16 protein-coding genes are annotated in these 24,326 nt (G+C 57.4%); 13 read left to right on the top strand and 3 right to left on the bottom strand.

Going from position 1 to position 24,326, the window contains the following annotated elements:
• Positions 1 to 23: 23 nt before the first annotated feature.
• From ASD54_RS20225 to ASD54_RS20215, 3 genes are all read left to right on the top strand, one after another.
• Positions 24 to 827, top strand: coding sequence for a helix-turn-helix transcriptional regulator (locus tag ASD54_RS20225; protein WP_062556380.1), 804 nt, complete (start codon positions 24 to 26; stop codon positions 825 to 827).
• A gap of 128 nt (positions 828 to 955) precedes the next feature.
• A complete protein-coding gene (locus ASD54_RS20220) occupies positions 956 to 1,156 on the top strand; it encodes a hypothetical protein (RefSeq protein WP_244484807.1) in 201 nt (66 codons plus the stop codon).
• A 39-nt stretch (positions 1,157 to 1,195) separates the two neighbouring features.
• Positions 1,196 to 2,905, top strand: a complete 1,710-nt coding sequence (locus tag ASD54_RS20215) for a metallophosphoesterase (RefSeq protein ID WP_062556378.1) — start codon at positions 1,196 to 1,198, stop codon at positions 2,903 to 2,905.
• A 37-nt stretch (positions 2,906 to 2,942) separates the two neighbouring features.
• Here ASD54_RS20215 and ASD54_RS20210 read toward each other — a convergent pair whose 3' ends face one another.
• Together ASD54_RS20210 and ASD54_RS20205 are read right to left on the bottom strand one after the other, a co-directional pair.
• A complete protein-coding gene (locus tag ASD54_RS20210) occupies positions 2,943 to 3,947 on the bottom strand; it encodes an HWE histidine kinase domain-containing protein (protein WP_162249598.1) in 1,005 nt (334 codons plus the stop codon).
• A gap of 445 nt (positions 3,948 to 4,392) precedes the next feature.
• Positions 4,393 to 6,735 carry a methyl-accepting chemotaxis protein gene (locus ASD54_RS20205; RefSeq protein ID WP_062556882.1) on the bottom strand — a complete coding sequence of 781 codons (2,343 nt, stop codon included), beginning with the start codon at positions 6,733 to 6,735 and terminating at the stop codon, positions 4,393 to 4,395.
• Between the two features lie 326 nt (positions 6,736 to 7,061).
• Between ASD54_RS20205 and ASD54_RS20200 the strand changes: the two genes are divergently transcribed.
• The 4 genes from ASD54_RS20200 (at position 7,062) to ASD54_RS20185 (ending at position 15,152) form a co-directional block, all read left to right on the top strand.
• On the top strand, positions 7,062 to 7,325 hold the full coding sequence (locus ASD54_RS20200; RefSeq protein ID WP_062556376.1) for a DUF982 domain-containing protein: 264 nt from the start codon (positions 7,062 to 7,064) through the stop codon (positions 7,323 to 7,325).
• A 170-nt stretch (positions 7,326 to 7,495) separates the two neighbouring features.
• On the top strand, positions 7,496 to 8,935 hold the full coding sequence (locus tag ASD54_RS20195) for an efflux RND transporter periplasmic adaptor subunit (protein WP_082547302.1): 1,440 nt from the start codon (positions 7,496 to 7,498) through the stop codon (positions 8,933 to 8,935).
• The gene (locus ASD54_RS20190) at positions 8,932 to 12,042 is read left to right on the top strand and encodes an efflux RND transporter permease subunit (RefSeq protein WP_062556374.1); all 3,111 of its coding nucleotides are present in this window, start codon (positions 8,932 to 8,934) and stop codon (positions 12,040 to 12,042) included. Before ASD54_RS20195 ends, ASD54_RS20190 begins: the two co-directional genes overlap by 4 nt.
• Positions 12,039 to 15,152, top strand: a complete 3,114-nt coding sequence (locus ASD54_RS20185) for an efflux RND transporter permease subunit (protein ID WP_062556373.1) — start codon at positions 12,039 to 12,041, stop codon at positions 15,150 to 15,152. Before ASD54_RS20190 ends, ASD54_RS20185 begins: the two co-directional genes overlap by 4 nt.
• Positions 15,153 to 15,174: 22 nt before the next feature.
• On the opposite strand, the gene ASD54_RS20180 is transcribed toward ASD54_RS20185, so the two are convergent.
• Complete coding sequence (locus ASD54_RS20180; RefSeq protein WP_162249597.1) at positions 15,175 to 15,831, bottom strand: TetR/AcrR family transcriptional regulator; 657 nt, start codon at positions 15,829 to 15,831, stop codon at positions 15,175 to 15,177.
• Positions 15,832 to 15,910: 79 nt separating this feature from the next.
• Between ASD54_RS20180 and ASD54_RS20175 the strand changes: the two genes are divergently transcribed.
• The 6 genes from ASD54_RS20175 (at position 15,911) to ASD54_RS20150 (ending at position 24,320) form a co-directional block, all read left to right on the top strand.
• Positions 15,911 to 17,035 (top strand): efflux RND transporter periplasmic adaptor subunit, encoded by a 1,125-nt coding sequence (locus ASD54_RS20175; RefSeq protein ID WP_062556371.1) that lies wholly within the window; start codon positions 15,911 to 15,913, stop codon positions 17,033 to 17,035.
• Entirely contained in the window at positions 17,032 to 18,105 is a 1,074-nt protein-coding gene (locus ASD54_RS20170) for an efflux RND transporter periplasmic adaptor subunit (RefSeq protein ID WP_062556370.1), read from the top strand. The genes ASD54_RS20175 and ASD54_RS20170 overlap by 4 nt, the downstream gene beginning before the upstream one ends.
• Positions 18,102 to 21,188 carry an efflux RND transporter permease subunit gene (locus ASD54_RS20165; RefSeq protein ID WP_062556369.1) on the top strand — a complete coding sequence of 1,029 codons (3,087 nt, stop codon included), beginning with the start codon at positions 18,102 to 18,104 and terminating at the stop codon, positions 21,186 to 21,188. Before ASD54_RS20170 ends, ASD54_RS20165 begins: the two co-directional genes overlap by 4 nt.
• Before the next feature lie 271 nt (positions 21,189 to 21,459).
• Positions 21,460 to 22,704 (top strand): NRAMP family divalent metal transporter, encoded by a 1,245-nt coding sequence (locus tag ASD54_RS20160; protein WP_062556368.1) that lies wholly within the window; start codon positions 21,460 to 21,462, stop codon positions 22,702 to 22,704.
• A gap of 27 nt (positions 22,705 to 22,731) precedes the next feature.
• A complete protein-coding gene (locus ASD54_RS20155) occupies positions 22,732 to 23,490 on the top strand; it encodes a 5-oxoprolinase subunit PxpA (protein ID WP_062556367.1) in 759 nt (252 codons plus the stop codon).
• Between the two features lie 23 nt (positions 23,491 to 23,513).
• Positions 23,514 to 24,320, top strand: coding sequence for a putative hydro-lyase (locus ASD54_RS20150; RefSeq protein ID WP_062556366.1), 807 nt, complete (start codon positions 23,514 to 23,516; stop codon positions 24,318 to 24,320).
• Positions 24,321 to 24,326: the final 6 nt, after the last annotated feature.

Genomic DNA, 24,326 nt, shown 5'->3' with positions numbered 1-24,326 from the left:
TATATATTTCGCGAGTGGGCCAAATGCGTATTGTGGATCATACGTCCGACGATGGACCGGATTATCAGGACCACAACCGTAGCCTTGTCTGGATAGAGCAGACCAATGAGAGGCTGATCGCGCTTGAGCGCGTTTATCCGGCAGGCTTTGAGGTGCCGGTGCATTCCCACAGCCGCACTCAGTTATGGTTTGCGCGCAAAGGTATTGTGCTGGTCAATACCGACGGCAGGCGATGGATGATCCCGCCGGGACATGCGCTGGTTATCCCCTCCAACTATCGACACTCGGCGGAGATGATCAGCGAAGTGCACATGCAGTCGATCTACTGGGATTTGCCGGAAGGGAGCCCCGCCCATCCGCGCGTCGTGGAGGTCACGCCTCTTGCTCAGAACCTCATCGGCGAACTTGTCAATGTCGAGAAAAAGCCTGAACGATATCATCGGCTAAGCCTTGTGACAGATCTTCTTCTGGACGAATTTGAGCAGTTTCCAGAAAGGCCGCTAGGGCTTCCCTTTCCCAACCATGCAGGCCTGGCAAAACTCTGTCGCCGTTTTCTCAACGCGCCAACAGTAGCCACCAGTATCGATGACTGGGCCAGAGAACTGAAGACGAGCCGGCGCACCTTTACGCGCCGCTTCCGGGAAGAAACCGGCATCAGCTTCACCCAGTGGCGTCAGCAGGCCTGTGTCTTCGCCTCCCTTCCCCGTCTAGCCGAAGGGCAGAGTGTCACCACCGTCGCACTGGACGCTGGCTACGAGAATATTGCTGCTTTCTCTACAATGTTTCGGCGCATTCTGGGGCGCCCTCCCCGAACTTATCTGAGTTAAGCCCGCACGATTTTCGCGAAGACAATCCATCGTCCCTGCGCCTCGTTGTCAATCACGGCAATTGCGCGTAGTTAGCCGATATTCCTCTGGAGAAAATCGCGACAATGACAGATCAGCAGGACGATGAAATGACCATTAGCAGCCGCAGTGATTTTGCCCAGTGGGCAATCGAGCGGGCGAAGGCTATCGTTGCGGATCAAGGGGCGGACCTAGCGCTTGCGGCTCGCGACGGCACGGATGAAAAGGTCGGAGAAACGGCAAACGCCCTGGGTCAGGCCATTGTCGATGCCATGATGGAAGTCTTCGACGGTCTCATCGGCGAAGAATAGGTTCGACCGGATTTCAGAACATAGTACAAGCTTGTCGCCATGCCTCATCACAATACCATCGCTGTTATCGCCGATATCCATTTCCATGATCTTGACGCAGACTTTGGTTTCCCCGGGATAACAATAGATGGCCGGCGCATGGCTCTGCGCACCTGGTCCGAAACACGCCAATCAACGCGCGTATTCAATGAGAGCGCGCCAGCGCTTCACGCGGCATTGAAGGCAGTCATAGAGCGGGGAATCCGGCACGTTGTCCTGCTGGGCGACTATTCTGATGACGGGCAACGGTCCACCATGCGGCGGCTCCGTGAAATATTGCTGGGCTATGAAAAAGAGTTTGGCCTGAAGTTCTACGCGCTCCCTGGAAATCACGACATCTTCGGACCTGCCGGGCGTCATCAGACGAAGCAATTTATCAGTGCCGATGGATCCGGCGTCCTCATCACCAGCGACAAGACCCTGACGCATGGTGCTGTGATCGTCAGCGACGACATGTATTGCGAAGGTTACCCTGTCGGGCTCCAGCCAATGCGGGAGTTCGGCTATTACCGCCAGCCCTCGTACCTTCATTGGGAAACGCCCTTCGGATTATCGGACCGGGATGAAGACCGGCGATATGAGATCGCATCACCGGACGGCGAGAACGTGTACTCGCTTATGGATGCCTCCTATCTGGTAGAACCGGAACCCGGCCTTTGGCTGTTGATGATCGATGCCAACATCTTTGAGCCGCGGAACGGAAGTTTTGCTCGGGAGGAGGAAGCCGCCTTCATCGACAGCACCGCCGCCGGATGGAATGCGCTTTTGCGATGCAAGCCATTTCTGATCGACTGGATCGCAAGTGTTGCAGCCAGGGCCAATGCTTCCGGAAAGACCCTGCTTGCCTTTTCACATTACCCGGTGCTTGACCCATTCGACGGTACCAGCGCCGCTGAAGCGGCTCTGTTCGGCGAAACCAATGTGGTTCGCAGGACACCGCAACCGGCTGCTGCCGCAAAGCTCATCCAGTCCGGCGTGGAAGTGCATTTCAGCGGCCACCTCCATGTCGAAGGCGTAACACGTGCCGTCATGGAACATGGCGAACTTCGCAATATTGCAGTCCCGTCTCTCGTGGCCTTCCCGCCCGCCTTCAAGACAGTCGCGTTGACCGATAAGGGTGTCATGGTCGACACCATTTCCCTCAACGATATGCCCGTCGAGCAAGCTATCTCGGCTGCCTATAGACTTGAAGCGAACCGTACGGGTGAGACCGAAGATAGTGCCATTGCAGCAAATGATTACCGGACGTTTCTGGTCGACCACCTTCGTTCGCTCATCCAGCATCGCTATTTCAAGAAGGAATGGCCTCAAGCCGTCGTTCAGGACCTGATGGACCAAGACTTTCGGAGCGCTTGTGGCATTCTCGGTTCGGCACTCGATCAGCCGGACCTCCTGCGTCATCTGGCAGAAACGGTCAATTTGCCGGAAGCGGATCTTGGCGACATTCCCCTGATCGACATCATTCTCGATTGGTATTGTCTACGGCAAGCCTCGCAACTGGCTTTCGGCACGATCAGCCAAAGCAGGCTTGATCTTTATGCAGCCTTGGGCGCGCGATGTTTGAAACATACGCCAAGCCCAGCTGAACATGAAACAGAAAGGTTCCTCCGGATCTTCTTCTCCGGATTCAATGGCTTCGTAAAACGGGCCAATCAATCCATAAGCCGGCTGGAAATTACACTCAAATCGCAAAGAGAAGCCGTCGCCTGAGACGCCGCAAACATGAACCGTTCACCCGTGGTCAGCATCACAAGGCTACAGTTGGCGCCGGCGCGAGCATTCTGCAAACCACGCCGGTAGGCAGATAATCGAGCGTGACTTTGCCTTGGAAATCCGAGGCGAGAGCGCGCATGACAAGCTTGGATCCGAAGCCACGTGAACTTGGTTCACTTACTGGCGGGCCACCAGTTTCGCGCCATTCAAACAGCAATCGCTCGCCGACAGGCTGTTCGTCATCGACGCGCCATTCAATGTCAACCCTGCCATCTTCTCCAGATAATGCGCCGTATTTGGTCGCATTCGTGGCCAGTTCATGCACCGACAAGGCGAGAGAGAGCGCCTGCTTGGCGGTCAGATCAAGATCGTCACCTTGAATAGAGCATCGCTCCGGCCGTGGCAGATGCGGTTCCAGAGCCTTCTCGATCACAGCGCGCATTGGTGCGTTCTGCCATGTTTTTGCGGTTATGATCTCATTGGCTTTCGAAAGCGCCTGGATCCTTGTCAGAAATGCCGTTCTGCGATCGCTGATATCTTCGCCTTTCAAGGTCTGGGAGGCTACTGCCGCGACCATGGCGAGGGTGTTCTTAATGCGATGCTGAAGTTCCTGTGCGAGTAACTCGTTTCGGCGCAGAGCGTCGGTAACATCAGTGATGTCTTTTGAGATGGACAGCAGATGGGTGGGATTTCCACCCTCGCCAAATACCGGAATGACCTGAACCTCCCAGAATTTTTGCGTTCCTTTCGCGGTCTTGGCGTCACCGAAAAATTGTGCGGGCTGTCCAGATGCAGCTGTTTCAACAGCCTGACGGGCGGCAACGTTACCGTCTCCAGCCCAGAAATCCGGCCAAGGGCAGCCTTGGAATGCACTAAAGTCATCAACCTCCATCACCCGTTTGCCGCCTTCACTCATGAATTGAAGGCGTCCCTCGAGATCCAGGATCTTGATGCAATCCCCGCAGCCATTTAGCACGGATGCCAACAAGGCCGCGTTCCCGACCAATCTGGAATCCGCAGCCTGAAGCTCGTCATTCATCTTCGCCAGCATTTCTGCCGAAGTCACGGAGAAGGATTTGCTCACGACGTTTTCACTACCTTCTCAATTATTTGGTACACTTACCGGAGGCTGTTGCAGCATCAATTACGGAAGACAGGAATGGTTCCTTGGCACCGACGACAATTCATCCGCGTCAAAAATTGGGCATCGACGCCAACTTCGCTCCGTCGGTTCAGTACACGCAAGTATTGAGAGCCAATAGCATGCAACCTTAGATGAGCACCGCACCGTGCTAGTTTCAACGTTTCTGCAAGAATACTAATAAGTTGAAATTATACTTCCAGCAAGCCGTGTCGTGAGGATCGGTCAAACATACACCAAAACCCGTGCGTCATTCAGTTGCACCTGTGCTCATAGAAAGCCGGATCGCAATTATCTCTGCGACCCCGCAAAATCGTAAAAGCTGGTCGAACCACGTCTGGATTTAGAATTCGCTCCAGTTTTCAGAGGCGACTGGCACAGACTGGGTTCCAGCACCGGCTACCTTGCGAACCACTGGCTGGCGCGCCGGCAGGGTGCCCGTCGTGCGGGTGTTCGTGGCCGCGCGCATTGCTTCTCCCGTTGCTCTCAAAGCGGCGGACTGCGCTCCCGCAACCTGGAAGCGGGCAACCAGATTTCTGAGGGTATTGGACTCACCGAGCAGTGCCATGCTGGCCGCAGTTGTTTCCTCAACCATGGCAGCGTTTTGCTGAGTTACCTGATCCATCTGGTTGACGGCCATATTGACCTCCTTGAGGCCAGACGCCTGCTCGCTCGCCGAGACGGAGATCTGGCGGATCAGCCCGTTGATTTGCATCACCTGCTGAGCGATCTTTTCAAGCGATTTTCCAGCTTCGCCGACAAGCGCTACGCCGTCCTGCACCTGTGCTGCGGAGGCGTTGATGAGGGATTTGATCTCCTTGGCCGCATTGGCAGAACGTTGAGCAAGCTCGCGTACTTCCTGCGCAACGACGGCAAATCCCTTGCCCGCCTCGCCTGCACGCGCAGCTTCTACGCCTGCATTCAGCGCAAGGAGATTGGTCTGGAAGGCAATCTCATCGATGACACCGATGATGCGTGATATTTCCTGTGAGGATTGCTCGATACCATGCATCGACGCTACCGCCTTCTGGACGACACCGCCTGATTTTTCCGCGTCCGTGACAGCAATCGAAACGGCGCTGGCAGCGGTCCCGGCATTATCTGCGCTGGCATTGACCTGCTCCGTCAATTCGTTCAGGGCCGCGGCGGTTTGTTCCAGGCTGGCGGCCTGTGTCTCGGTCCGCTTGGCGAGGTCTGCCGCACTCTCGGAAATCTCGCTTGTCCCTGCCGCAATGTTGACCACGCTTCCGTTTACGGAAGCAATCGCCTGCTCCAGACTTTCTACCGCGCTGTTGAAATCGCGCTTGATCGCGGCGTAGTCGCCCGGGAAGTCATCGTTGATCCGGTAAGTCAGGTTGCCTTGCGACAAATGTGCCAACCCAGTTCCGAGCGCGGCCACGATATGTTGCTGGATCGCAGCGGACTGGCTGCGTTCAGCCTCATTGCGTCTCCGCTCGCCTTCCGCGGCACTCCGCTGAGCATCAGCTTCCGCAGCAAGGTTATGACTTTCCGCAAGGCGATGGCGGAAACCTTCGAGCGCCTTGGCAACCATGCCGATTTCATCACCACGGGCCTGGTTCGAAATTTCATTCGAGTAATCGCCGTTCGACATCCGTTCGACATCACCGACCAGACCATGAAGTGGGCGTTGCGCCAGCCCTCTGACCGCCAGGAACAGGGAAATCATGACGGCGCCGAGGACGATCAGACCGCCGAGGATCATCATCTTGGTCTGTTCGGTCACAGGCGCACTGATCGCCGTGCTGGGGATATCGATGATAACCGCCCAGGTCGCGTTTACGCCAGGGACCGCAAAAGGATAGATCAGACGGTCAAAACCTTCCCCTGTATCTGACGTCAGGTTTTCCAGAACAGCGCTCTTGACGCTTGCCAGCGCCGTTTTCAAACTATCCGCGCCTTCGGCCTGATAGGGCTTCATCAGTTGATCATCCTTCGGCGCAACCATCCATTGGCCAGTTTGATCGACGAGAAGGACACGGCCCGTTCCAAACGGCTTCAGCGCTTTCAGTTTTTCGGAGAGCGAACGAAGTGAGATATCAACGCCGCTGACCCCGATCATCTTGCCGCCGGAGATGACCGGGTAAGCTATGGAACTCATGGTCGTAGGGACGTCGGTGCCCTCGGCAAGGTAGGGGGCAGTAATGGCACCTTTGCGACTCTTGGCAGCGAGGGCATACCATTCCGCATCGTACTTGGCAGCGAATGTTGAGTACTGAATTGCGCCGTTTCGATCTTTGGACCAATAGGGCGTGAAGACGCCGTCTTCATTCGCACCGAGATTGGTCTGCCCTTTTACCTCGTCCTTACGTCCATCGATAGCGCGCGGCTCTTCCGCCATCCAGCTTCCGAACGCGAACGGATTCTGCTCGAGATTGGCACGCAGAACATTCGTGATCCCCAGGCGATCGAGCGACTTCCCTTCATGCGCTCGACCTATGACGCCTGCCATCGTCCGGGCGGCACTCGCCAGTTCGCCGACATCGCCAGCGATTTCACGCGCAATAGCTTTGGCTTCCGCATTCGACTGCTCCATCGTCAATGCCTGCACGCGATCTCGTGTCTGCGAGATCAGAACAAGATTGGAGAGGAAGAGAACAAGGCCGATCGATATTCCAGTGACGAAAAGGAGCTTTGCTGCGATGGAACGGGAAAGTAAGGCGAACATGAATGCCTCGAATAGGATGACATAGATGCAGGGACAGTCTTTCCACGACATCATGACGCGGGTTGGGGCGGATAGGCACCACTAATGTAATTAAGACTAATAGTGATAAGTTTAATATGAGATAAACTTGGATGAAACACGTGCCCTTTAGATGAGCCAGCGGCACAGCCGTCGCATCGTGTCAAATTTGTGAAGCAGCATTGATTGGCTAACTCTCGTTCTTAAGAGTATGGTAACTATTGCCGGACCAGCAGATCCGATGCATGATCGGCTGGAACCCATTGTTTACATTCGGCGTTTCTCTGAGCGACAGGGAGATAGGCTTAATGACGAATGAAGTGGTAGACGGTCGTAACGCTCCACGGTGGCTGACGCCAGTGTGGGTCCGTTTGAACGACGGATCTCCGGAAGCGGTTCATGGCCCGGCAGAAGCTTTGGAGAAGCTGATGTTCCGTTGGCCGCCACGGCGCGGGCGTCACTACCGGAGTGCACGAACCAGTTGCCTGGCAGCAGTCAACCGCCAAATGGCGCAGGATCTTGCGCGGGAGGCATTCATTCGCGCATCGCTGGAAGCCAAGCTTCTGGATTGATACTTCAGGACTGGACACAGCAACCTGAAAAAGTCGGAACATTACGTTCTTGTAAGTGGCATTTTCTCAAAGTTGTGATTGGGTTATCACGATGATGTCAGACAGCTTCGAGCGGTTTTCAGAACTTCGGAGCATGAGGACTATGCCAACACGACATGAACGGTTGATCGATGAAGTCAGTAACAAAAATGGTTCTGCTCGGCCTCGCGCTTGCTGGAGCAGGGCTTGCCTATGCCGTTCAGCATCCGCATATGCAATCGGTGGCATCGTCTTGGCTTGGAAAAGAGAAGAAAGAGCGGGAAGGCAGCCGGGATCGGTCCATTCCCGTTGTGGCAACGCCAGCTAAACTTGCAGATGTGCCGATTTACGCGACGGGCGTGGGGACGGTACGACCCGCCAATTCTGTCGTCGTGCGTGCGCAGGTCAGCGGTCGCATCACCGAGATCCGCTTTCAGGAAGGGCAGGATATCAAGAAGGGTGAGATTATCGCCCGTCTTGACGACGCGCTCTACAGGGCACAGCTCGATCAGGCTATCGCCAAGAAGGCCCAGGACGAAGCATTGCTGGGCAATGCGGTCGTCGAATTCGAGCGCGTTCAGCGTTTGGCCGGCAATTCTGCTGCAACCCAGCAACAGGTCGATAACCAGCGGGCACTCGTGGCGCAGTACAAAGCCCAGGTCCAATCGGACCAGGCATCGATCGAGGCTGCGCAGGTTCAGCTGGATTACACCACTATCCGCGCGCCTATCGACGGACGGACCGGCATTCGCAATGTCGACGTCGGCAACATCGTTTCCAGTGGCGATTCCAGCGGGATCGTTACACTTTCGCAGATCCGTCCGATCACTGTCGTGTTTTCCGTGCCCCAGCAGGAACTGGCCCGCGTCAACGCAGCAAGCTCCAAAGCACCTCTGAGTGTTGATGCATTTGCGGATGACGGCAAAACGGTGCTCGGACAAGGGCGCCTGACTGTGGTCGACAATCAGGTCGATGCCACGACAGGCACAGTCAAGCTGCGCGCAGAATTTCCCAATGAGAATCTTTCGCTGTGGCCGGGAGCCTTTGTCAATGCGCGCCTTCTGGTCGAAACACGAAAAGACCGGTTGACCGTTCCATCCGCAGCCGTGCAACGAGGGCCGGGTGGCACCTATTCCTATGTTGTCGAGAGTGACGACAAGGTGCGAATGCAGGCGGTCTCGGTGCAGATGCAGGATGATCAGATCGCAGTGATCAGCGACGGCCTGAAGGCGGGTGAGCGCGTTGTGACAACCGGCTTTGCGCGATTGCAGGATGGCGCGCAGGTCAAGGTTTCAACGCCTGAAGAGGCTGATCCTGCCAAGATGGTCGTCCCGCTTTCGGATGAAAATCGCGCACAGCGTCGCAAGGGTGGCGGAAACCGAAACAATGGGCAGAACAAACCTCCTGCTGGAGAGCATTCCGGTCAACCGGGTTCAGCCACGCCTCATCCCGAAAATGGAAACGCCGACAAAGGCACGGAAACGCCTTCAGAAAGGCCTCCGGGAGATGGCGGCGCGGTGCCTCCAAAAGAGGGTGCTCAGCCTGATGCGCCGAAGGTTGACGGCCAGAAGTCGGCTGATGCATCGCGATGAGTGTTTCCACGCCCTTCATCTCGCGACCCGTCGCAACTTCGCTTCTCGGAATTGCCACTCTGCTGGGCGGACTGCTCGGGTTTTTCTCGCTTCCGGTCGCACCGCTGCCCCAGGTGGATTTTCCGACGATCCGGGTGACGACACAGCTGCCCGGAGCAGATCCGGACACCATGACGGCCTTGGTCACCGCGCCGCTGGAACGGCCGCTGGGGCAAATTCCGTCTGTAGCCGCCATGACGTCCTCGAGCGCCTTCGGCATCAGCCAGATCACGCTGCAGTTCAATCTTGATCGAGATATCGATGGAGCGGCTCAGGATGTGCAGGCTGCCATCAATGCAGCAGCCGGGAGCCTTCCCAAGACGCTGCCCTATCCGCCCACCTACGCCAAGGTCAATCCGGCGGACACACCGATCATCACGCTGGCCTTGCATTCGGATACCTATCCCATTCGTGACCTGAGTGATTTTACCGATACCATCATGTCCCAACGCCTGAGCGAAGTCTCGGGCGTGGGTGATGTGCGCGTCGAGGGCGGGGTACGGCCAGCCATCCGCATTCAGGCAGACCTGACACGGCTTGCCTCCTACGGTCTTTCGATGGAGGACCTGCGCACGGCCATCACCAATGCCAATGTGTCGGGAGCGAAAGGTGCCGTGGATGGCACGTTTCAATCTTTCACGCTCTCCGCCAACGACCAGATCCACGAGCCTGAGGTCTATCGACAATCCATCATCGCCTACAAGAACGGCGCGCCGGTCCGTCTGAAGGATGTCGCAGATGTCGTCGAAGGGCTGGAGAACAGCCGTGTCGGCGCATGGTATAACGGTCGTGCCGCCGTTATCGTCGACGTCATGCGCCAACCCGGAGCAAACGTCATACAGACGGTCGAGGATGTGCGCTCGCAACTTCCCCGGCTGAAGGCGACACTCCCGGCGGGCGTCGCGCTTGATATTGTCAATGACCGAACAGAGACGATCCGGGCTTCCATTCACGATGTGCAGTGGACATTGGTGCTGTCGATCGCACTGGTTATCCTCGTCGTCTTTCTTTTCCTGCGAACTCTCACGGCTACCATTATCGCCGGGGTCGCCCTTCCACTCTCGCTGATCGCAACGTTCGGCATCATGTGGTTTGCCGGGTTCAGCCTCGACAACCTTTCGCTGATGGCGCTGACCATCGGAACAGGTTTCGTCGTCGACGATGCCATCGTGATGATCGAAAACATCGCCCGTCACATCGAAGAGGGCGAACATCCGATGAAGGCAGCACTGAAGGGTGCTGGAGAAATCGGCTTCACCATCATCTCGCTGACTGCCTCTCTCATCGCGGTATTCATTCCGCTGCTGTTCATGACGGGTATTGTCGGGCGCATGTTCCGCGAGTTTGCGCTGACACTGACTATTGCCGTTGTGGTATCGGCCATCATTTCGCTGACCCTGACACCAATGATGTGCGCTCGCATTTTGCGGGCGCCAAAGGCCAGAAGCACCGGTATTCTGGGTCTCAGCGATCGCTTCATGGACTGGGTCAATCGAGGCTATCATAGAAGTGTTGTCTGGGCAGTCGATCGCGGCTGGCTGATGCTGGGCCTGACAGCAATTACCCTTGGTGTAACAGTCTTTCTGTATCTCATCATCCCGAAGGGATTCCTGCCGGTTCAGGATACGGGCATGATAACCGCTGTCGTGGAAACGGAGCCGACGAGCTCCTTCGACGCGATGAAGACGACGCAAAAGGTGATCGGCGACCGTTTGCGGCAGGATCCCGCGGTTGAGAGTGTGGTGGCCGTCATCGGCACGAGCGCGACGAACCTGACGCTGAACACCGCAAGCTACCGCATTGTTCTGAAGCCACAGGACGAACGGGACATATCCTCAACCGACCTGATCGATCGGCTGCGGGAGCGCGTTGCCGGAATTCCCGGAATTCATGCAACATTCCAGAGCGTTCGCGATATTTCGATCAGCACACGGGCCAGCCGCGCGCCCTATCAATACACGCTGACCGGTACGAACGCGGCGACTGTCGCAGACTGGGCGGAGAGGCTCGCGCGTCGCCTTCAACAGGATTCTCTCCTCATTGATGTTACCTCTGAAGTGGAGCTCGGCGGCGGACGGCTGGCGATTCAGGTTAACCGGGAGACGGCGGCTCGGCTCGGCGTATCCATGCAGGCGATCAGCGATACGCTCTACGATGCCTTCGGGCAGCGCCAGATCAGCACGATTTATGGTCAAGCCAACCAGTATCGCGTCATTCTGGAGGCAGCAGAGCGTTTTCAGGGCAATCCGAAGGCACTGGACCAGCTTTATGTGGCGGGCGCCAATGGCGCCATGATACCGCTTGGCACCGTTGCTACGGTACGCTTCACCACGGCTCCGCTGGTGATCAGCCGCAGCGAACAATTCCCGGCCGTCACCCTGAGCTTCGATCTGGCACGCGGCGCCTCCTTGTCGGACGCTGTGGCCGCGATCAAAAGCGCCGAAGCCGAGATTGGCCTTCCAGCATCTATCCAGCGCCATTACAGCGGCGATACGGAAGAGTTCGATCGATCCCTCGCGGGTGAACCCTGGCTAATACTGGCAGCTATCATCACCATCTACATCGTTCTTGGCCTGCTTTACGAAAGCGCCATCCACCCGATCACGATCCTCTCCACCCTTCCGTCGGCCGGTGTGGGTGCGCTGTTGGCGCTTATGGCATTCGGTCAGGATCTCTCGATCATCGCGCTGATCGGCATCGTCCTCCTGATGGGTATCGTAAAGAAGAACGCCATCATGATGATCGACTTTGCGCTGAGCGCTGAGCGGGAGGACGGGCTCTCTCCGCGTGAAGCCATCATCAAGGCGGCGAGCCTTCGATTCCGTCCCATCATGATGACGACGCTGGCGGCCCTCTTCGGCGCCCTTCCGCTTGCATTGGCACAAGGCTCCGGCGCGGAACTGCGCATTCCGCTCGGCATTTCTATCATCGGCGGCCTGCTGCTCAGCCAGTTGCTGACCCTCTATACGACGCCGGTCATCTATCTCGCACTGGATCGACTGCGCATTCGCAAGGCGGAGCGTCCAAGCGAAACACCTGAAGTGCGCCACGCCGGGGAAACGGCATGAACCTGTCCGCCCCCTTCATCAGGCGTCCAGTTGGCACCACACTTCTTGCGATTGGCCTGATGATATTGGGCATTGTGGCTTATCGCTTCCTGCCTGTTTCCAGCCTGCCAGCGGTGGATCTCCCCACAATTCGTGTGTCCGCCAGTCGTCCGGGTGCCGATCCGGAAAGCATGGCATCAAGCGTTGCCGCTCCACTCGAGCGGCACCTTGGTGCGATTGCCGGATTGACGGAACTGACATCGACCAGCGGGCTGGGCACGACGAACATTTTTTTGCAGTTCGACATTTCCCGCAACGTCGATAGCGCCGCACAGGATGTGCAGGCGGCTATCAATGCTGCCGTGGCGGATTTGCCGAGCGACATGCCGAACCTGCCGTCGATGCGCAAGGCAAACCCTGCCGCAGCACCCATACTGACGCTGGCGCTCACCTCATCCACTCTTCCAGCAAGTGCCATCTTCGATGCCGCGGATACGGTCGTCGTTCAGCGCATCTCACAGGTGGAGGGTGTGGGCGATGTAAATGTCAGCGGCGCGGATCAACCGGCGGTCCGCGTGCGGCTCGATCCGGATCGGCTGGCAGCCATCGGTCTTTCCGCAAACGATGTACGCAATGCCATCGTCAATGGAAATGCCCTCGCCCCCGTGGGTGCCATCGATGGGCCTAATGCTTTCTATGCACTCTCTCTCAACGCGCAACTCACGAAACCGGAAGATTACGGAGACCTGATCATTCGGTCTGGCGATGGAACCGCGACCCGGCTGTCGGACATTGCCAGCGTGGAACCGGGCGTGCGCAATCGGCGGTCCGATGCTTGGTTCAACGGCAAGCCGGCCGTGCTGCTCAACATCACCAAGGCAACGGACGCCAATGTGGTTGCAACTGTCGATGCTGTGCGCGCGCTCTTTCCCGAACTCAAGCAGTTGATCCCTGCGGGTATCGAAATCGACGTGCTGAACGACCGCACGACGACCATCAATGCAAGCGTGAAGGACATGCAGTTCACGCTGCTTGCTACGATCAGCCTCGTCATGGCCGTCGTTTTCGTTTTTCTCCGGCGACTGGTGCCGACATTCGCGGCGGGCATCACGGTGCCCTTGTCCTTTGCCGGGGCCTTTGCCGCGATGTGGCTTACGGGCCTTTCCATAGACAATCTCTCATTGATGGCATTGGCGGTCGCCAGCGGCTTCGTCGTCGATGATGCCATCGTCATGATCGAGAATGTCTATGCAAATCTGGAAAAGGGCATGAGCCCACTGCAGGCGGCACTTGAAGGCGCAAGCCAGATCGGCTTCACCGTGATTGCAATCAGTGTCTCACTGATGGCTGCCTTCATTCCGCTGTTCTTCATGGGCGGGATCGTCGGAAAATTCTTCCTAACCTTCTCGCTGACTTTGGCCTTCACCATTCTCGTCTCAACCATCGTCTCGCTCACATTGACGCCGATGATCTGCGGCCACAAGCTGAAGCCGCATGATCTGGAGGCTCGGGCAAACTGGTTCGACCGACTGGTCGAGGGCACCATGGATTCCATGATTGCCTTCTATGACAGAACCCTGAGCAGCCTGCTGCATCACCGTTTTCTGGCCATTGTCACGACGGCCGCCTGCATTGCGCTGACAGGCTATCTCTATGCGAAAGTTCCGAAGGGTTTCATTCCGAGGGACGATACAGGTTTCGTGATGGGCAACAGCCAGGCGGCCAGTGACATCTCATATCCGGCGATAGTTCAGCTTCAGCGGCGTGCGTTGGCGATCGTCGAGAAGGACCCGGCCGTCAAGAACATAGGCGCAAGCGTCGGCGGTGGCTTTCTCGGAACCGCCAATCGCGGGCAGATGCAGATCTCTTTGAAGCCGCGGGCGGAGCGAGATCCCACCGATGTGGTTGTCGAGCGGCTGCGCCGGGCGACAGCGGTCATTCCCGGCCTCGATACCTCCTTTCATTCGCCGAGCGATATTCGCGTCGGTGCCCGATCTTCGGATTCGGAATTTCAGTTCACCCTCTGGAGTGCCGATTATGCCGAACTCATAACCTGGGCGCCGCGAATTCTGGCAAGGCTGAGACAGGAACCGCTGCTGACGGATGTGAACAGCGACCGGCAACCCAATGGATTGCAGGCCAATGTGGTGGTTGATCGGACGGCCGCTTCGCGACTTGGCATACGCATGAGCGCGGTCGATACGGCCCTGAACAATGCCTTTGCGCAGAGACAGGTCACGGTGATCTATGGAGAGCGAAACCAGTACCGCGTCATTCTGGAGGCCTATCCGGAATTCGCGAAAGACCCTGAGCATATCCTGAAAATCTACGTTCCAGCGACAGGCGGCACGCAGGTTCCCCTCAGCGCATTTGCCAAGGTCGAGCGGACCCTGGCGCCGATTGGCGTGAACCATGAGGATCAGTTCCCCTCCGTCACGATCTCCTACAATGTCGGGCCGGACATTACGCTGTCTCAGGCGAACGAGGCCATCAAAGCCGCCGTTGCGGATATGCATCTGCCAGATACGCTTCACGCTGAATTTGCGGGCGACGCTGCCAATGCCAGCGATTCCTCCAGCAACCAGCCGCTGCTGATTCTAGCCGCCCTGCTGGCCGTCTATATCGTGCTTGGCATTCTTTACGAAAGCCTCGTCCACCCGCTGACGATCATCTCGACGCTGCCATCGGCCGGGCTCGGTGCTCTGCTGGCACTGTGGGTGAGCGGTACGGAACTGACACTTGTTGCATTCATCGGCATCATTCTTCTGATCGGGATCGTGAAGAAAAACGGCATCATGCTTGTCGATTTTGCCCTCGATGCAGAACGCCGGCTTGGCATGACGCCTGCCGAGGCCATCCATGAAGCATGCCTCAAGCGGTTTCGCCCCATCATGATGACGACCCTTGCGGCATTCATGGGCGCGCTACCGCTGATCCTGGCAAGCGGCCCGGGTGCCGACCTTCATCGTCCGCTCGGGATCACGATCATTGGCGGCCTGATCGTCTCGCAGGCGCTGACACTCTACACGACGCCGATCATCTATCTGATCTTTTCCCGGTGGTCGGGTTCGCGCAGCAAGAGAGAACTGGAGGCAGCATCAGCCGGACCAGCTTTGAAGCCAAACGCCTAACGCTGACAGACCTGCGCGCGGCTCATCGCGTGAGAAGCCCGGTAACAATTCGGGTCATTTGAGACTTGAGCTCCTTGTCGGAGTGCTTGATGCCGACCATCTCCGACAAAAAATCCTGCGTTGTCGAGAGAAGACCAAGAAGTGAGATTGAGGCAAACACTGCAAGATCATCATCGATCAGTCTCGCCTCTTCTTTGTGGTCATCCAGAAAATGACGCAACTTGGTATGAATAGGCTTGCCAAGTTTTTCCGCGATAAAAGTCTGCCGCTCCCGATCAGGGCTTCCGGCCACTTCCCCTATCATCAGTCGGGCGAAGTGCGGCTTTGAGAAAATCATCTCGACGAGCTGTTCTGCAACGTAATCAACTCTTTGCTCCGCGGGGAGCTTCAAAGCATCCGCAATGAATTTATCGATGTTTTGCAAAGACTCCTCGGCGACCGACGAAACAACGGCAGTCCAAAGCCCGAACTTTGACCCGTGACGGTATGAAATAAGAGCGACATCTACATCCGCTATCGTCGCAATATTTCGAAGCGATGTGTTTTCGAAACCATTTTCAGCAAAGCTCTGAAGGGCAGACTCAAGCAAGGTGTCGGTCCCAGGCTCTGCGCCTTTGCGGGGCCTTCCTCGTCCGGCCCTCGCCTTTTGCGCCTGCTGTGGTTTCGTTCGTGCTTCCATCTTGACAACTCCCATGCTTGCAAGACATATATTCAACATCTGATGAATTATTTCAACCCTGTTATGATCAGGATCACCAATGACGGCAACGTCTACTCCTCCTCCCAAAGGCCTGAAGGCGCCAAAAAGATCCCTTCCCGCCGTTTTCATCGCGATAGCGGCTCTGGCTCTCTCTTCCTGTGACGAGCAGAGCAAGGAACGGGAGCCCTATCTCGCTCATGTCAAAGTCGAATCTGTTCGGCTGACGCCCGACGTCGTGCGTGCCAGCGGCACCGGCGAGGTCAAGGCGCGCATAGAGAGTGAACTCTCGTTCAAGGTCAGCGGTCGCGTCATTTCGCGGGAGGTCAATGTCGGTGATCGCGTGAAGGCAGGCGATCTCCTGGCCAGGCTAGACTCAACTGAGCAGTCGGCTGATCTGGAATCGGCAAAGGCCGCGGTCGCCTCACAAGAGGCAACCCTGCGCATGGCAAGCTCCGTGCTGGCTCGGAGAAAGGCATTGACGCAAACGGGTGCATTGTCGCAGCAGGATCTGGATAGCGCGATTCAACAGTTCCAATCCGCTCAGAACGACCTGGACGCAGCAAAGGCACGTCTGGACGTGGCGACTGATACCTTAAGGCAAACTGAATTGCGCGCTGACGCGGACGGCACGATTACCGTTCGAGGTGTCGAAGTTGGTCAGGTCGTCCAGCCTTCGACGTCCGTCTTTACGCTTGCGCATGATGGTGCGCGCGATGCGGCGTTCAACGTTCAGGAGTCGGTCCTCACCGGTAATCGCCAGCCGCTGGCGATGGAAGTCGCCCTGGTATCAGACCCCTCCGTGAGGGCGAAGGCTTCCATCCGGGAGGTCAGCCCCGCGATAGACCGATCACTTGGCACCGTTCGGGTGAAGCTCGCCATTGAGAATCCTCCGCCCGCGATGTCGCTTGGCTCTCCGATTGTCGCAAATGTCGACATGGAGCGTCAGGAACGCATCAACGTACCGTGGCAGGCTCTCATGTCCAAGGCAGGTCAACCTGCCGTCTGGACAATCGATCCCGAAAAGAAGACCAGTCGACTGAAGCAGGTCGAGATACAACGATACGACTCATCGAAGGTCGTTCTTTCCAGCGGATTGCAAGCCGGAGATCTTGTGGTCATCGAGGGCGCTCAGTTTCTGCGTGAAAACCAGCAGGTCTCTTTCGATGCAGGAGTAGCACGATGAAGCTCTCTATCTCACTGACGCTGCTGGCCGCAGGCCTGGCTCTTACCAGTTGCACCGAAGAACAGGAGCCACCACCGCCGGTTCGACCCGTCCTGTTCACAACAGTCAAGCCGCGCGAACTGACAACACTGGGCTTTACCGGCACGGTTGAAGCAAAGCTGAGCGCCGATCTCGGCTTCCAGGTCCTTGGCCGCATCGTTTCACGCAATATCAATGTCGGGGATGTTGTGCGCAAAGGGCAGGAACTGGCAAAGCTCGATGCCACTGCGCTGCAACTCGCCGTCACGAAAGCAGAAGCGGATCTCGCATCCTCGCGTGCCAAGCTTGATCTGGCCCGTGTCAACGAGCAGCGTCAAAGCACGCTTCTCCAGACAAACGCTACGACCAAGGAACGCGTCGAAGAGGCCGTTCAATCTCGTGCAGCGTCCGAGGCATCGGTTCTTCAACTGGAGGCAGATCTCACAAAAGCCCAGGAGCAACTGGGTTATGCGACCCTGATCGCCCAGACGGACGGAGTGGTGTCGTCGCTTGCCGCTGAAGTCGGACAGGTCGTGGCGGCTGGTCAGACGGTGGCAACGATTGCACGCCTCGACGCCAAGGACGCCGTGATCGACATACCGGAAAGCTATGGTGATCTGACCAGGATTGGAAGCACTTTCCTCGTTTCGCTGCAGGCCGATCCGGAGATCAAGGTGAAGGGACAGGTGCGTGAAGCAGCACCACAGGCAGACGCCGCGACCCGTACACGGCGAACCAAGATTGCGCTGGAAACGGCACCAGAAAGCTACCGACTGGGAAGCACGGTCACCGCGACACCGATGGAAGAGATCAAAGCGGCCCTCTGGTTGCCGTCCCGGGCGGTTGGCGAAAAGGATGGAGCGACCTTCGTATGGGTCATCGATCCACAGGGCAAAAAAGTCGTTCGACGCCCCGTCGGAATCCAGCCTTCCGCAACTGGCGGCGTCAACGTCACGCAGGGCCTGCAGGAAGGTGAACGGGTCGTGACCGCAGGCGTCAATTCCCTCACCGATAATCAACCCGTCCGTTTTGCTGAAGAGCTGCCTCTATGAACAAGAAATTCAATCTTTCCGAATGGGCACTCAAGCACAGGTCGCTCGTCTGGTATTTCATGATCCTTTCGGCAGTGGCCGGATTGCTCTCCTACATCAACCTCGGGCGTGAAGAAGATCCGGACTTCACCATCAAGACCATGCTGATCCAGGCCCAATGGCCGGGCGCCTCGATAAACGAGATGACCAGTCAGGTGACCGACCGGATCGAGAAGAAGCTCCAGGAACTGGAATCGCTCGATTACACAAAGAGCATCAACACTCCCGGTCAAACCACGATCTATGTAAACTTGCGAGAAAACACCAAGGCGGCGGATGTAAAACCGACCTGGGTCAAAGTTCGCAACATGATCAACGATATCGCTCCCACACTTCCACAGGGTGTGCAGGGACCCGCATTCATCGATAGTTTCGGCGATGTGTTCGGCAACATTTACGCGTTCACGTCCGATGGGCTGACGCAGCGCGAGTTGCGTGATTATCTGGAAGCGGCGCGGACCGAAATTCTCAGTGTGCCAAATGTCGGCAAGGTAGACCTCATCGGAGCACAGGATGAGGTTATCTACCTGGAGTTCTCCACGCGCCAGATGGCTGCTCTGGGCATTACCCAGAGCCAGATCCTGAACACGCTGCAGCAACAGAACGCGGTTGTTGCTTCCGGCACGATGCGTACCGGGGCCGAAAACATCAACATCAGGGTATCGGGCCAATTCGCAACCGAGGATGCCATCCGCAACATCAATCTTCGGGTCAATGACCGCTTCTTCCGTCTCAGCGACGTGGCAAAGATCACGCGTGGCTATTCGGATCCTGCACAGCCTCTGTTCCGCTACAATGGTCAGCCGGCCATTGGTCTCGCGATCGGCATGAAGCCGGGAGCAAACCTGCTGAACTTCGGTGAAGCCCTGTCGAAGACGATGGATCGCGTCATAGCCGACCTGCCTGTGGGTATTGGCGTGCACCACGTGGCGGATCAGGCCGTCGTCGTCGAGGAAGCCGTCGGCGGCTTCACCAAAGCTCTCTTCGAAGCCATCGCCATCGTTCTTGTGGTCAGCTTTCTCAGCCTTGGGATGCGAGCTGGCCTGGTTGTTGCCGTCTCCATTCCGCTGGTCCTGGCGATCACCTTCGTTTTCATGGAGTATCTGGGCATCTCGCTTCAGCGCATCTCGCTCGGTGCTCTCATCATCGCACTTGGATTGCTCGTCGATGACGCCATGATCGCGATCGAGATGATGGTGTCCAAACTGGAAGCCGGTGAAACGCTCGCCAAGGCGGCAACCGCCGTCTACACCTCAACGGCTTTTCCAATGTTGACAGGCACACTCGTCACCGTGGCGAGCTTCATTCCCGTCGGTCTGAACGATAGCGCGGCGGGCGAATTCACCTTCTCGCTTTTCGTTGTGATTGCGATATCACTGATCGTTTCATGGATCGTTGCGGTACTCTTTGCTCCATTGCTGGGCGTGGTCATGCTGCCGAAGACCATGAAAAAGCACGAGGACCACAAAGGCCTGATGGCACGGGTCTTTTCAAGGATCCTGCACGTCTGCGTCACCTGGCCGAAGATGACAATCCTCGTTACGGTCGCCTTGTTTGGTGCCTCCGTTTACGGGATGGGCTTCGTTCAGCAGCAATTCTTCCCTCAATCCGATCGCCCGGAACTCATCGTCGACTGGAATTCACGCCAGAATTACACGATCGACCAGACCAAGGCTGATATGGACAAGTTCGAGGCAGCCTATCTTGCCAAGGATGAGGATATCGTTCATTGGACCTCCTATGTCGGCCAGGGAGCAAAGCGCTTCGTACTCTCGTTTGACGTACAGCCATCCACCGCCTACTTCGGTCAGATGGTCATTGTCACCAAGAGCATAGAAGCTCGCGAGCGCCTGAAGGCCAAGCTCGAGAAGGTTGCCGAGACCGAGTATGCGGGCGCGGACATCCTCTTGAAAGAAATGGAACTTGGACCCCCGGTAGGCCGCCCCATCCAGTACCGCGTCAGTGGTCCTGATCCTCAGCAGGTCCGCATGCTTGCAGGCCAACTAGCTGGGATAGTGGGTCAGGATCCCCGTCTAGGTCGCGTGGTCTTCAACTGGAACGAACCCGCACGCAGCGTGAAGGTGGATGTGCTTCAGGATAAGGCCCGCCAGCTCGGCGTTACATCCTCTGACATTGCCACGGCGCTCAACAATATCACGAACGGCTCAACCATCACGCAGATCCGCGACAGCATCTATCTGATCGACGTGATTGGCCGCGCGACCGAAGACGAGCGTCGTTCCATCGAGACGCTACGCAATCTGCAATTGCCGGGCAATAACGGTCAATCCGTGCCGCTCGCTTCGATTGCAAACTTCCGCTACGAGCTGGAACAGCCGGTGATCTGGCGTCGCGATCGCCTGCCAACCGTAACCGTGGAAGCAGCCATTGTTGACGGCACCCTGCCGGCGACGATCGATGCCTCCCTCAAGTCGTCCATCAACGACTTCAAGACGAAGCTGCCGATCGGCTACAAGATCGAGACCGGCGGCTCTGTCGAAAGCAGCGCGAAAAGCCAGGCTCCGATTGTGGCTGTCGTTCCATTGATGCTCCTGACCATGGCAACGATCCTTATGTTCCAGTTGCAGAGCTTCCAGCGCCTGTTCCTGGTGGTCATTGTTGCACCGCTTGGCTTGATCGGCGTAGTAGCCGCTCTTCTGCCAAGCGGCGCACCGCTCGGCTTCGTGGCCATCCTCGGCGTTCTCGCGCTGATCGGCATTCTGATCAGAAACTCCGTCATTCTGGTGGTGGAGATCGAGACGCTTCGCACCGCGGGGCGTCATGCCTGGGATGCGGTCATCGAGGCATCGGAGCATCGGATGCGGCCAATCATGCTGACCGCCGCGGCTGCCAGCCTCGCCCTCATTCCGATTGCCCGCGAGATCTTCTGGGGACCGATGGCTTATGCGATGATGGGTGGAATCGTGGTGGGTACCGTCCTTACTCTCCTGTTCCTTCCAGCCCTTTACATCGTCTGGTTCCGGATCAAGAAGCCGACGGATGGCGCTGAGGCCTCGCCTTCAACCGCGCCGGTCACCCACTAGACATCGCCTATTCAAGACGCAAGCGGGGCGGAGAGCAATCTCCGCCCCGCTTTTGTTTCTGCGCTTCTTCAATGACTTGGTCGGCTGAACAACAGTTCTCTTGCACTGCACAGCAAATCATCGCGCCGCACAACAATTGTGCTTATGTATGGCGATAAAAGAAATATCGTTCAACAATCTTGACGAATTTGTAAAACGGGATAACCCTTAGCGTTAGGAGAACGGTCGGGGATCCATTGAGGCCGCTCTCATTCAAACAAAAGAGGGAACCATGGAACAGCCAACTGCCGTACCATCTGCCGATCCTGCATCTGGCAAGTCACGCCGCGCGGCGCTCACTGCTGCCGTCTTCCTGATGGCCACATCAGCGATCGGACCGGGCTTCATCACCCAGACCGCTACCTTCACCACAAAGCTTGGCGCCGCCTTCGCATTCGCCATCTTGGCGTCCATCCTGATCGACTTCGTCGTCCAGTTGAACATCTGGCGCATCGTTACACTGACACGGATGCGCGCATCCGACATTGCCAACGCTGCCATTCCCGGCACAGGCTACATCCTTGCAATTCTCGTCATCGTTGGTGGGCTGTTCTTCAACATCGGGAATATTGGCGGATCGGGCCTTGGTCTCAACGCGCTTCTCGGCCTCGACCCCACATGGGGCGGCGCCATCAGCGCTCTGATCGCCATCGGCATTTTCAGCTCAAAGCGTGCTGGGGTCGCTGTTGACAAGGCAATCATCGGCGCGGGCGTCTTGATGATCATCCTTACCCTCTATGTTGCGATTGTCTCTCAGCCACCCGTCGGCAAGGCGATGTTTGAAACCTTCATCCCTTCCACCATCGATTTCGCCACCATCACCACGATCGTCGGCGGCACTGTTGGTGGCTATATCACTTACTCCGGTGCACACCGCCTCCTGGACAAAGGCCAGACCGGTATCGAAAACCTCGGTGCCGTCAACCGCGCAGCGCTCTCCGGCATCGCGGTGACAGGCATCATGCGCTATGTCCTGTTCCTCGCAATTCTCGGCGTGGTATCGGCGGGTGTCGCGATCGATGTGTCGGGCAAAGGCGCCAACCCAGCTGCGCAGGCCTTTCAGGCTGCGGCAGGCGAGTTCGGCCTTCGCATCTTCGGTGCGGTCCTCTGGTTCGCCGCCATTACTTCGGTCATCGGTGCGGCCTATACGTCGGTCTCCTTCATCACGGTCTTCAAAAAGGACATCAGCGACCGCGCACGTGACATTGCGACGATCATCTTCATCACCATCTCGCTCTTCTTCTACGTCATCATCACCACGCCTCCTGCGCAGATGCTCGTTTTCGTCGGTGGATTAAACGGTCTGATCCTCCCAATCGGCCTTTCCATCTTCATCTATGCGGCATGGGCCCGATCCGACCTGATGGGTGGCTATCGCTATCCCCGCTGGCTGCTGGTGCTCGGCGTGCTGGTCTGTGCGCTGACCTGGTATATGGGCTACAAGTCCATCGGCCCGATCTTCGCGCTGCTCGGCTGAAGCAAGACAGACTAGGGAGAGGAAACCATGACTTCCATCGATCTTAACAGTGACCTCGGCGAAAGCTACGGCGCATGGAAAATGGGCGATGACACGGCCATGCTGTCCATCGTTTCCAGCGCGAACATCGCCTGCGGCTTCCATGCTGGCGATCCGCTCGGCATCCGCCAGACGGTGAAGGCCGCTGTCGAGAGAGGTGTCGTCATCGGCGCCCATGTCTCCTATCCGGATCGCGTCGGCTTCGGCCGCCGCGATATGGACGCCACAAGTGCGGAACTGACAGCCGACGTGATCTACCAGATCGGCGCACTGCAAGGCATCGCCGCAGCAGCCGGTGGCAAAGTGGCCTATGTCAAGCCACACGGAGCGCTCTACAATCGCATCGCTCATGACGCAAAGCAGGGGCAAGCGGTTATCGACGGCATTCGGGAAATCGATCCGAACCTTGTGCTCATGGGACTGGCAGGAACGCCAATCCTCCAGCTCGCGGAGAAGGCGGGCCTGAGAACCGTGGCAGAAGCCTTTGCAGACCGCGCCTATACGCCCGGCGGAGAGCTTGTGTCTCGTCGTGAAGCCGGTTCCGTCCTGCACGACACCAATCTCATCGGCCAGCGCATGCTGCGACTGGCGCGTGAGGGCAGGCTCGAAGCGATCGATGGCACGACTATCAAAATCGAGGCTCACTCCATCTGTGTACACGGTGACAGCCCCGGTGCCGTCGCCATTGCGCAAGCCGTTCGCCAGACCTTGGAAGCCGATGGCATCACCATCCGCTCCTTTGTCTGACCCCCATTTTCCGGGAGGAAGATATGATCTCGTTTGAACATCTGGCGCATGTTGATGCGTCTCCCGCAAGGAACGCCCGCGCGCAGTACCGCAATGGCCTTGTAGAGCCGACGGCAGGCGTTGCCCGCGGCTTCACGCAGGCCAACATGATCGTGCTGCCGCGTGACTGGGCCTTCGATTTTCTGCTTTATGCGCAGCGAAACCCAAAGGCCTGCCCGGTCCTCGATGTTTCGGATCCGGGCTCGCATACAACGGCACTTGCGAAAGATGCCGATCTTCGTCGCGACGTTCCGCTATACCGCATCTGGCGCAACGGCAAGCTGGCGGAAGAAACGCCGGATGCCTCCGCCGCCTGGGCAGAACACCCGGATCTCGTGAGCTTCCTGATCGGCTGCAGCTTCACGTTTGAAACGCCCATGGCCGAAGCGGGTATCGAGATCCGGCATATCACCGACAAGTCAAATGTGCCGATGTATCTGACGAATAAGCCATGCCAGCCGGCCGGTCGTCTGCACGGCAACATGGTCGTCTCGATGCGACCGATCCGGGCAGATCGCGTGGCAGATGCCGCCACCATCTCCGGGCGTTTTCCTTCGGTGCATGGCTCCCCGGTTCACGTGGGCCAGCCGGAAGCCATCGGGATTTCCGATATCTCCAGACCTGATTTTGGAGATCCGGTCCGGATCGAGCCGGGTGAAGTTCCTGTTTTCTGGGCTTGTGGTGTGACGCCACAAGCGGCGGTCATGGCGTCCGGTGTTCCGTTTGCCATTACCCATGCTCCCGGCCATATGTTTATTACCGATATCCCCGATTCCGCTTACCACGCGTGAGGTTCC

This window comes from Rhizobium sp. Root149, from assembly GCF_001427345.1.
Classification (GTDB): Bacteria; Pseudomonadota; Alphaproteobacteria; order Rhizobiales; family Rhizobiaceae; genus Neorhizobium; species Neorhizobium rhizoryzae.
Note: the sequence above shows the minus strand (reverse complement) of the source record. Positions and strands in the feature narration are given on the sequence as shown.

Excerpts from the sequence above, each read along its gene's own strand:
- ASD54_RS20225 (WP_062556380.1), top strand. The coding sequence starts at position 24 with ATGCGTATTGTGGATCATACGTCCGACGATGGACCGGATTATCAGGAC.
- ASD54_RS20220 (WP_244484807.1), top strand. The coding sequence starts at position 956 with ATGACCATTAGCAGCCGCAGTGATTTTGCCCAGTGGGCAATCGAGCGG.
- ASD54_RS20215 (WP_062556378.1), top strand. The coding sequence starts at position 1,196 with ATGCCTCATCACAATACCATCGCTGTTATCGCCGATATCCATTTCCAT.
- ASD54_RS20210 (WP_162249598.1), bottom strand. The coding sequence starts at position 3,947 with ATGAATGACGAGCTTCAGGCTGCGGATTCCAGATTGGTCGGGAACGCG.
- ASD54_RS20205 (WP_062556882.1), bottom strand. The coding sequence starts at position 6,735 with ATGTTCGCCTTACTTTCCCGTTCCATCGCAGCAAAGCTCCTTTTCGTC.
- ASD54_RS20200 (WP_062556376.1), top strand. The coding sequence starts at position 7,062 with ATGACGAATGAAGTGGTAGACGGTCGTAACGCTCCACGGTGGCTGACG.
- ASD54_RS20195 (WP_082547302.1), top strand. The coding sequence starts at position 7,496 with ATGAAGTCAGTAACAAAAATGGTTCTGCTCGGCCTCGCGCTTGCTGGA.
- ASD54_RS20190 (WP_062556374.1), top strand. The coding sequence starts at position 8,932 with ATGAGTGTTTCCACGCCCTTCATCTCGCGACCCGTCGCAACTTCGCTT.
- ASD54_RS20185 (WP_062556373.1), top strand. The coding sequence starts at position 12,039 with ATGAACCTGTCCGCCCCCTTCATCAGGCGTCCAGTTGGCACCACACTT.
- ASD54_RS20180 (WP_162249597.1), bottom strand. The coding sequence starts at position 15,831 with ATGGAAGCACGAACGAAACCACAGCAGGCGCAAAAGGCGAGGGCCGGA.
- ASD54_RS20175 (WP_062556371.1), top strand. The coding sequence starts at position 15,911 with ATGACGGCAACGTCTACTCCTCCTCCCAAAGGCCTGAAGGCGCCAAAA.
- ASD54_RS20170 (WP_062556370.1), top strand. The coding sequence starts at position 17,032 with ATGAAGCTCTCTATCTCACTGACGCTGCTGGCCGCAGGCCTGGCTCTT.
- ASD54_RS20165 (WP_062556369.1), top strand. The coding sequence starts at position 18,102 with ATGAACAAGAAATTCAATCTTTCCGAATGGGCACTCAAGCACAGGTCG.
- ASD54_RS20160 (WP_062556368.1), top strand. The coding sequence starts at position 21,460 with ATGGAACAGCCAACTGCCGTACCATCTGCCGATCCTGCATCTGGCAAG.
- ASD54_RS20155 (WP_062556367.1), top strand. The coding sequence starts at position 22,732 with ATGACTTCCATCGATCTTAACAGTGACCTCGGCGAAAGCTACGGCGCA.
- ASD54_RS20150 (WP_062556366.1), top strand. The coding sequence starts at position 23,514 with ATGATCTCGTTTGAACATCTGGCGCATGTTGATGCGTCTCCCGCAAGG.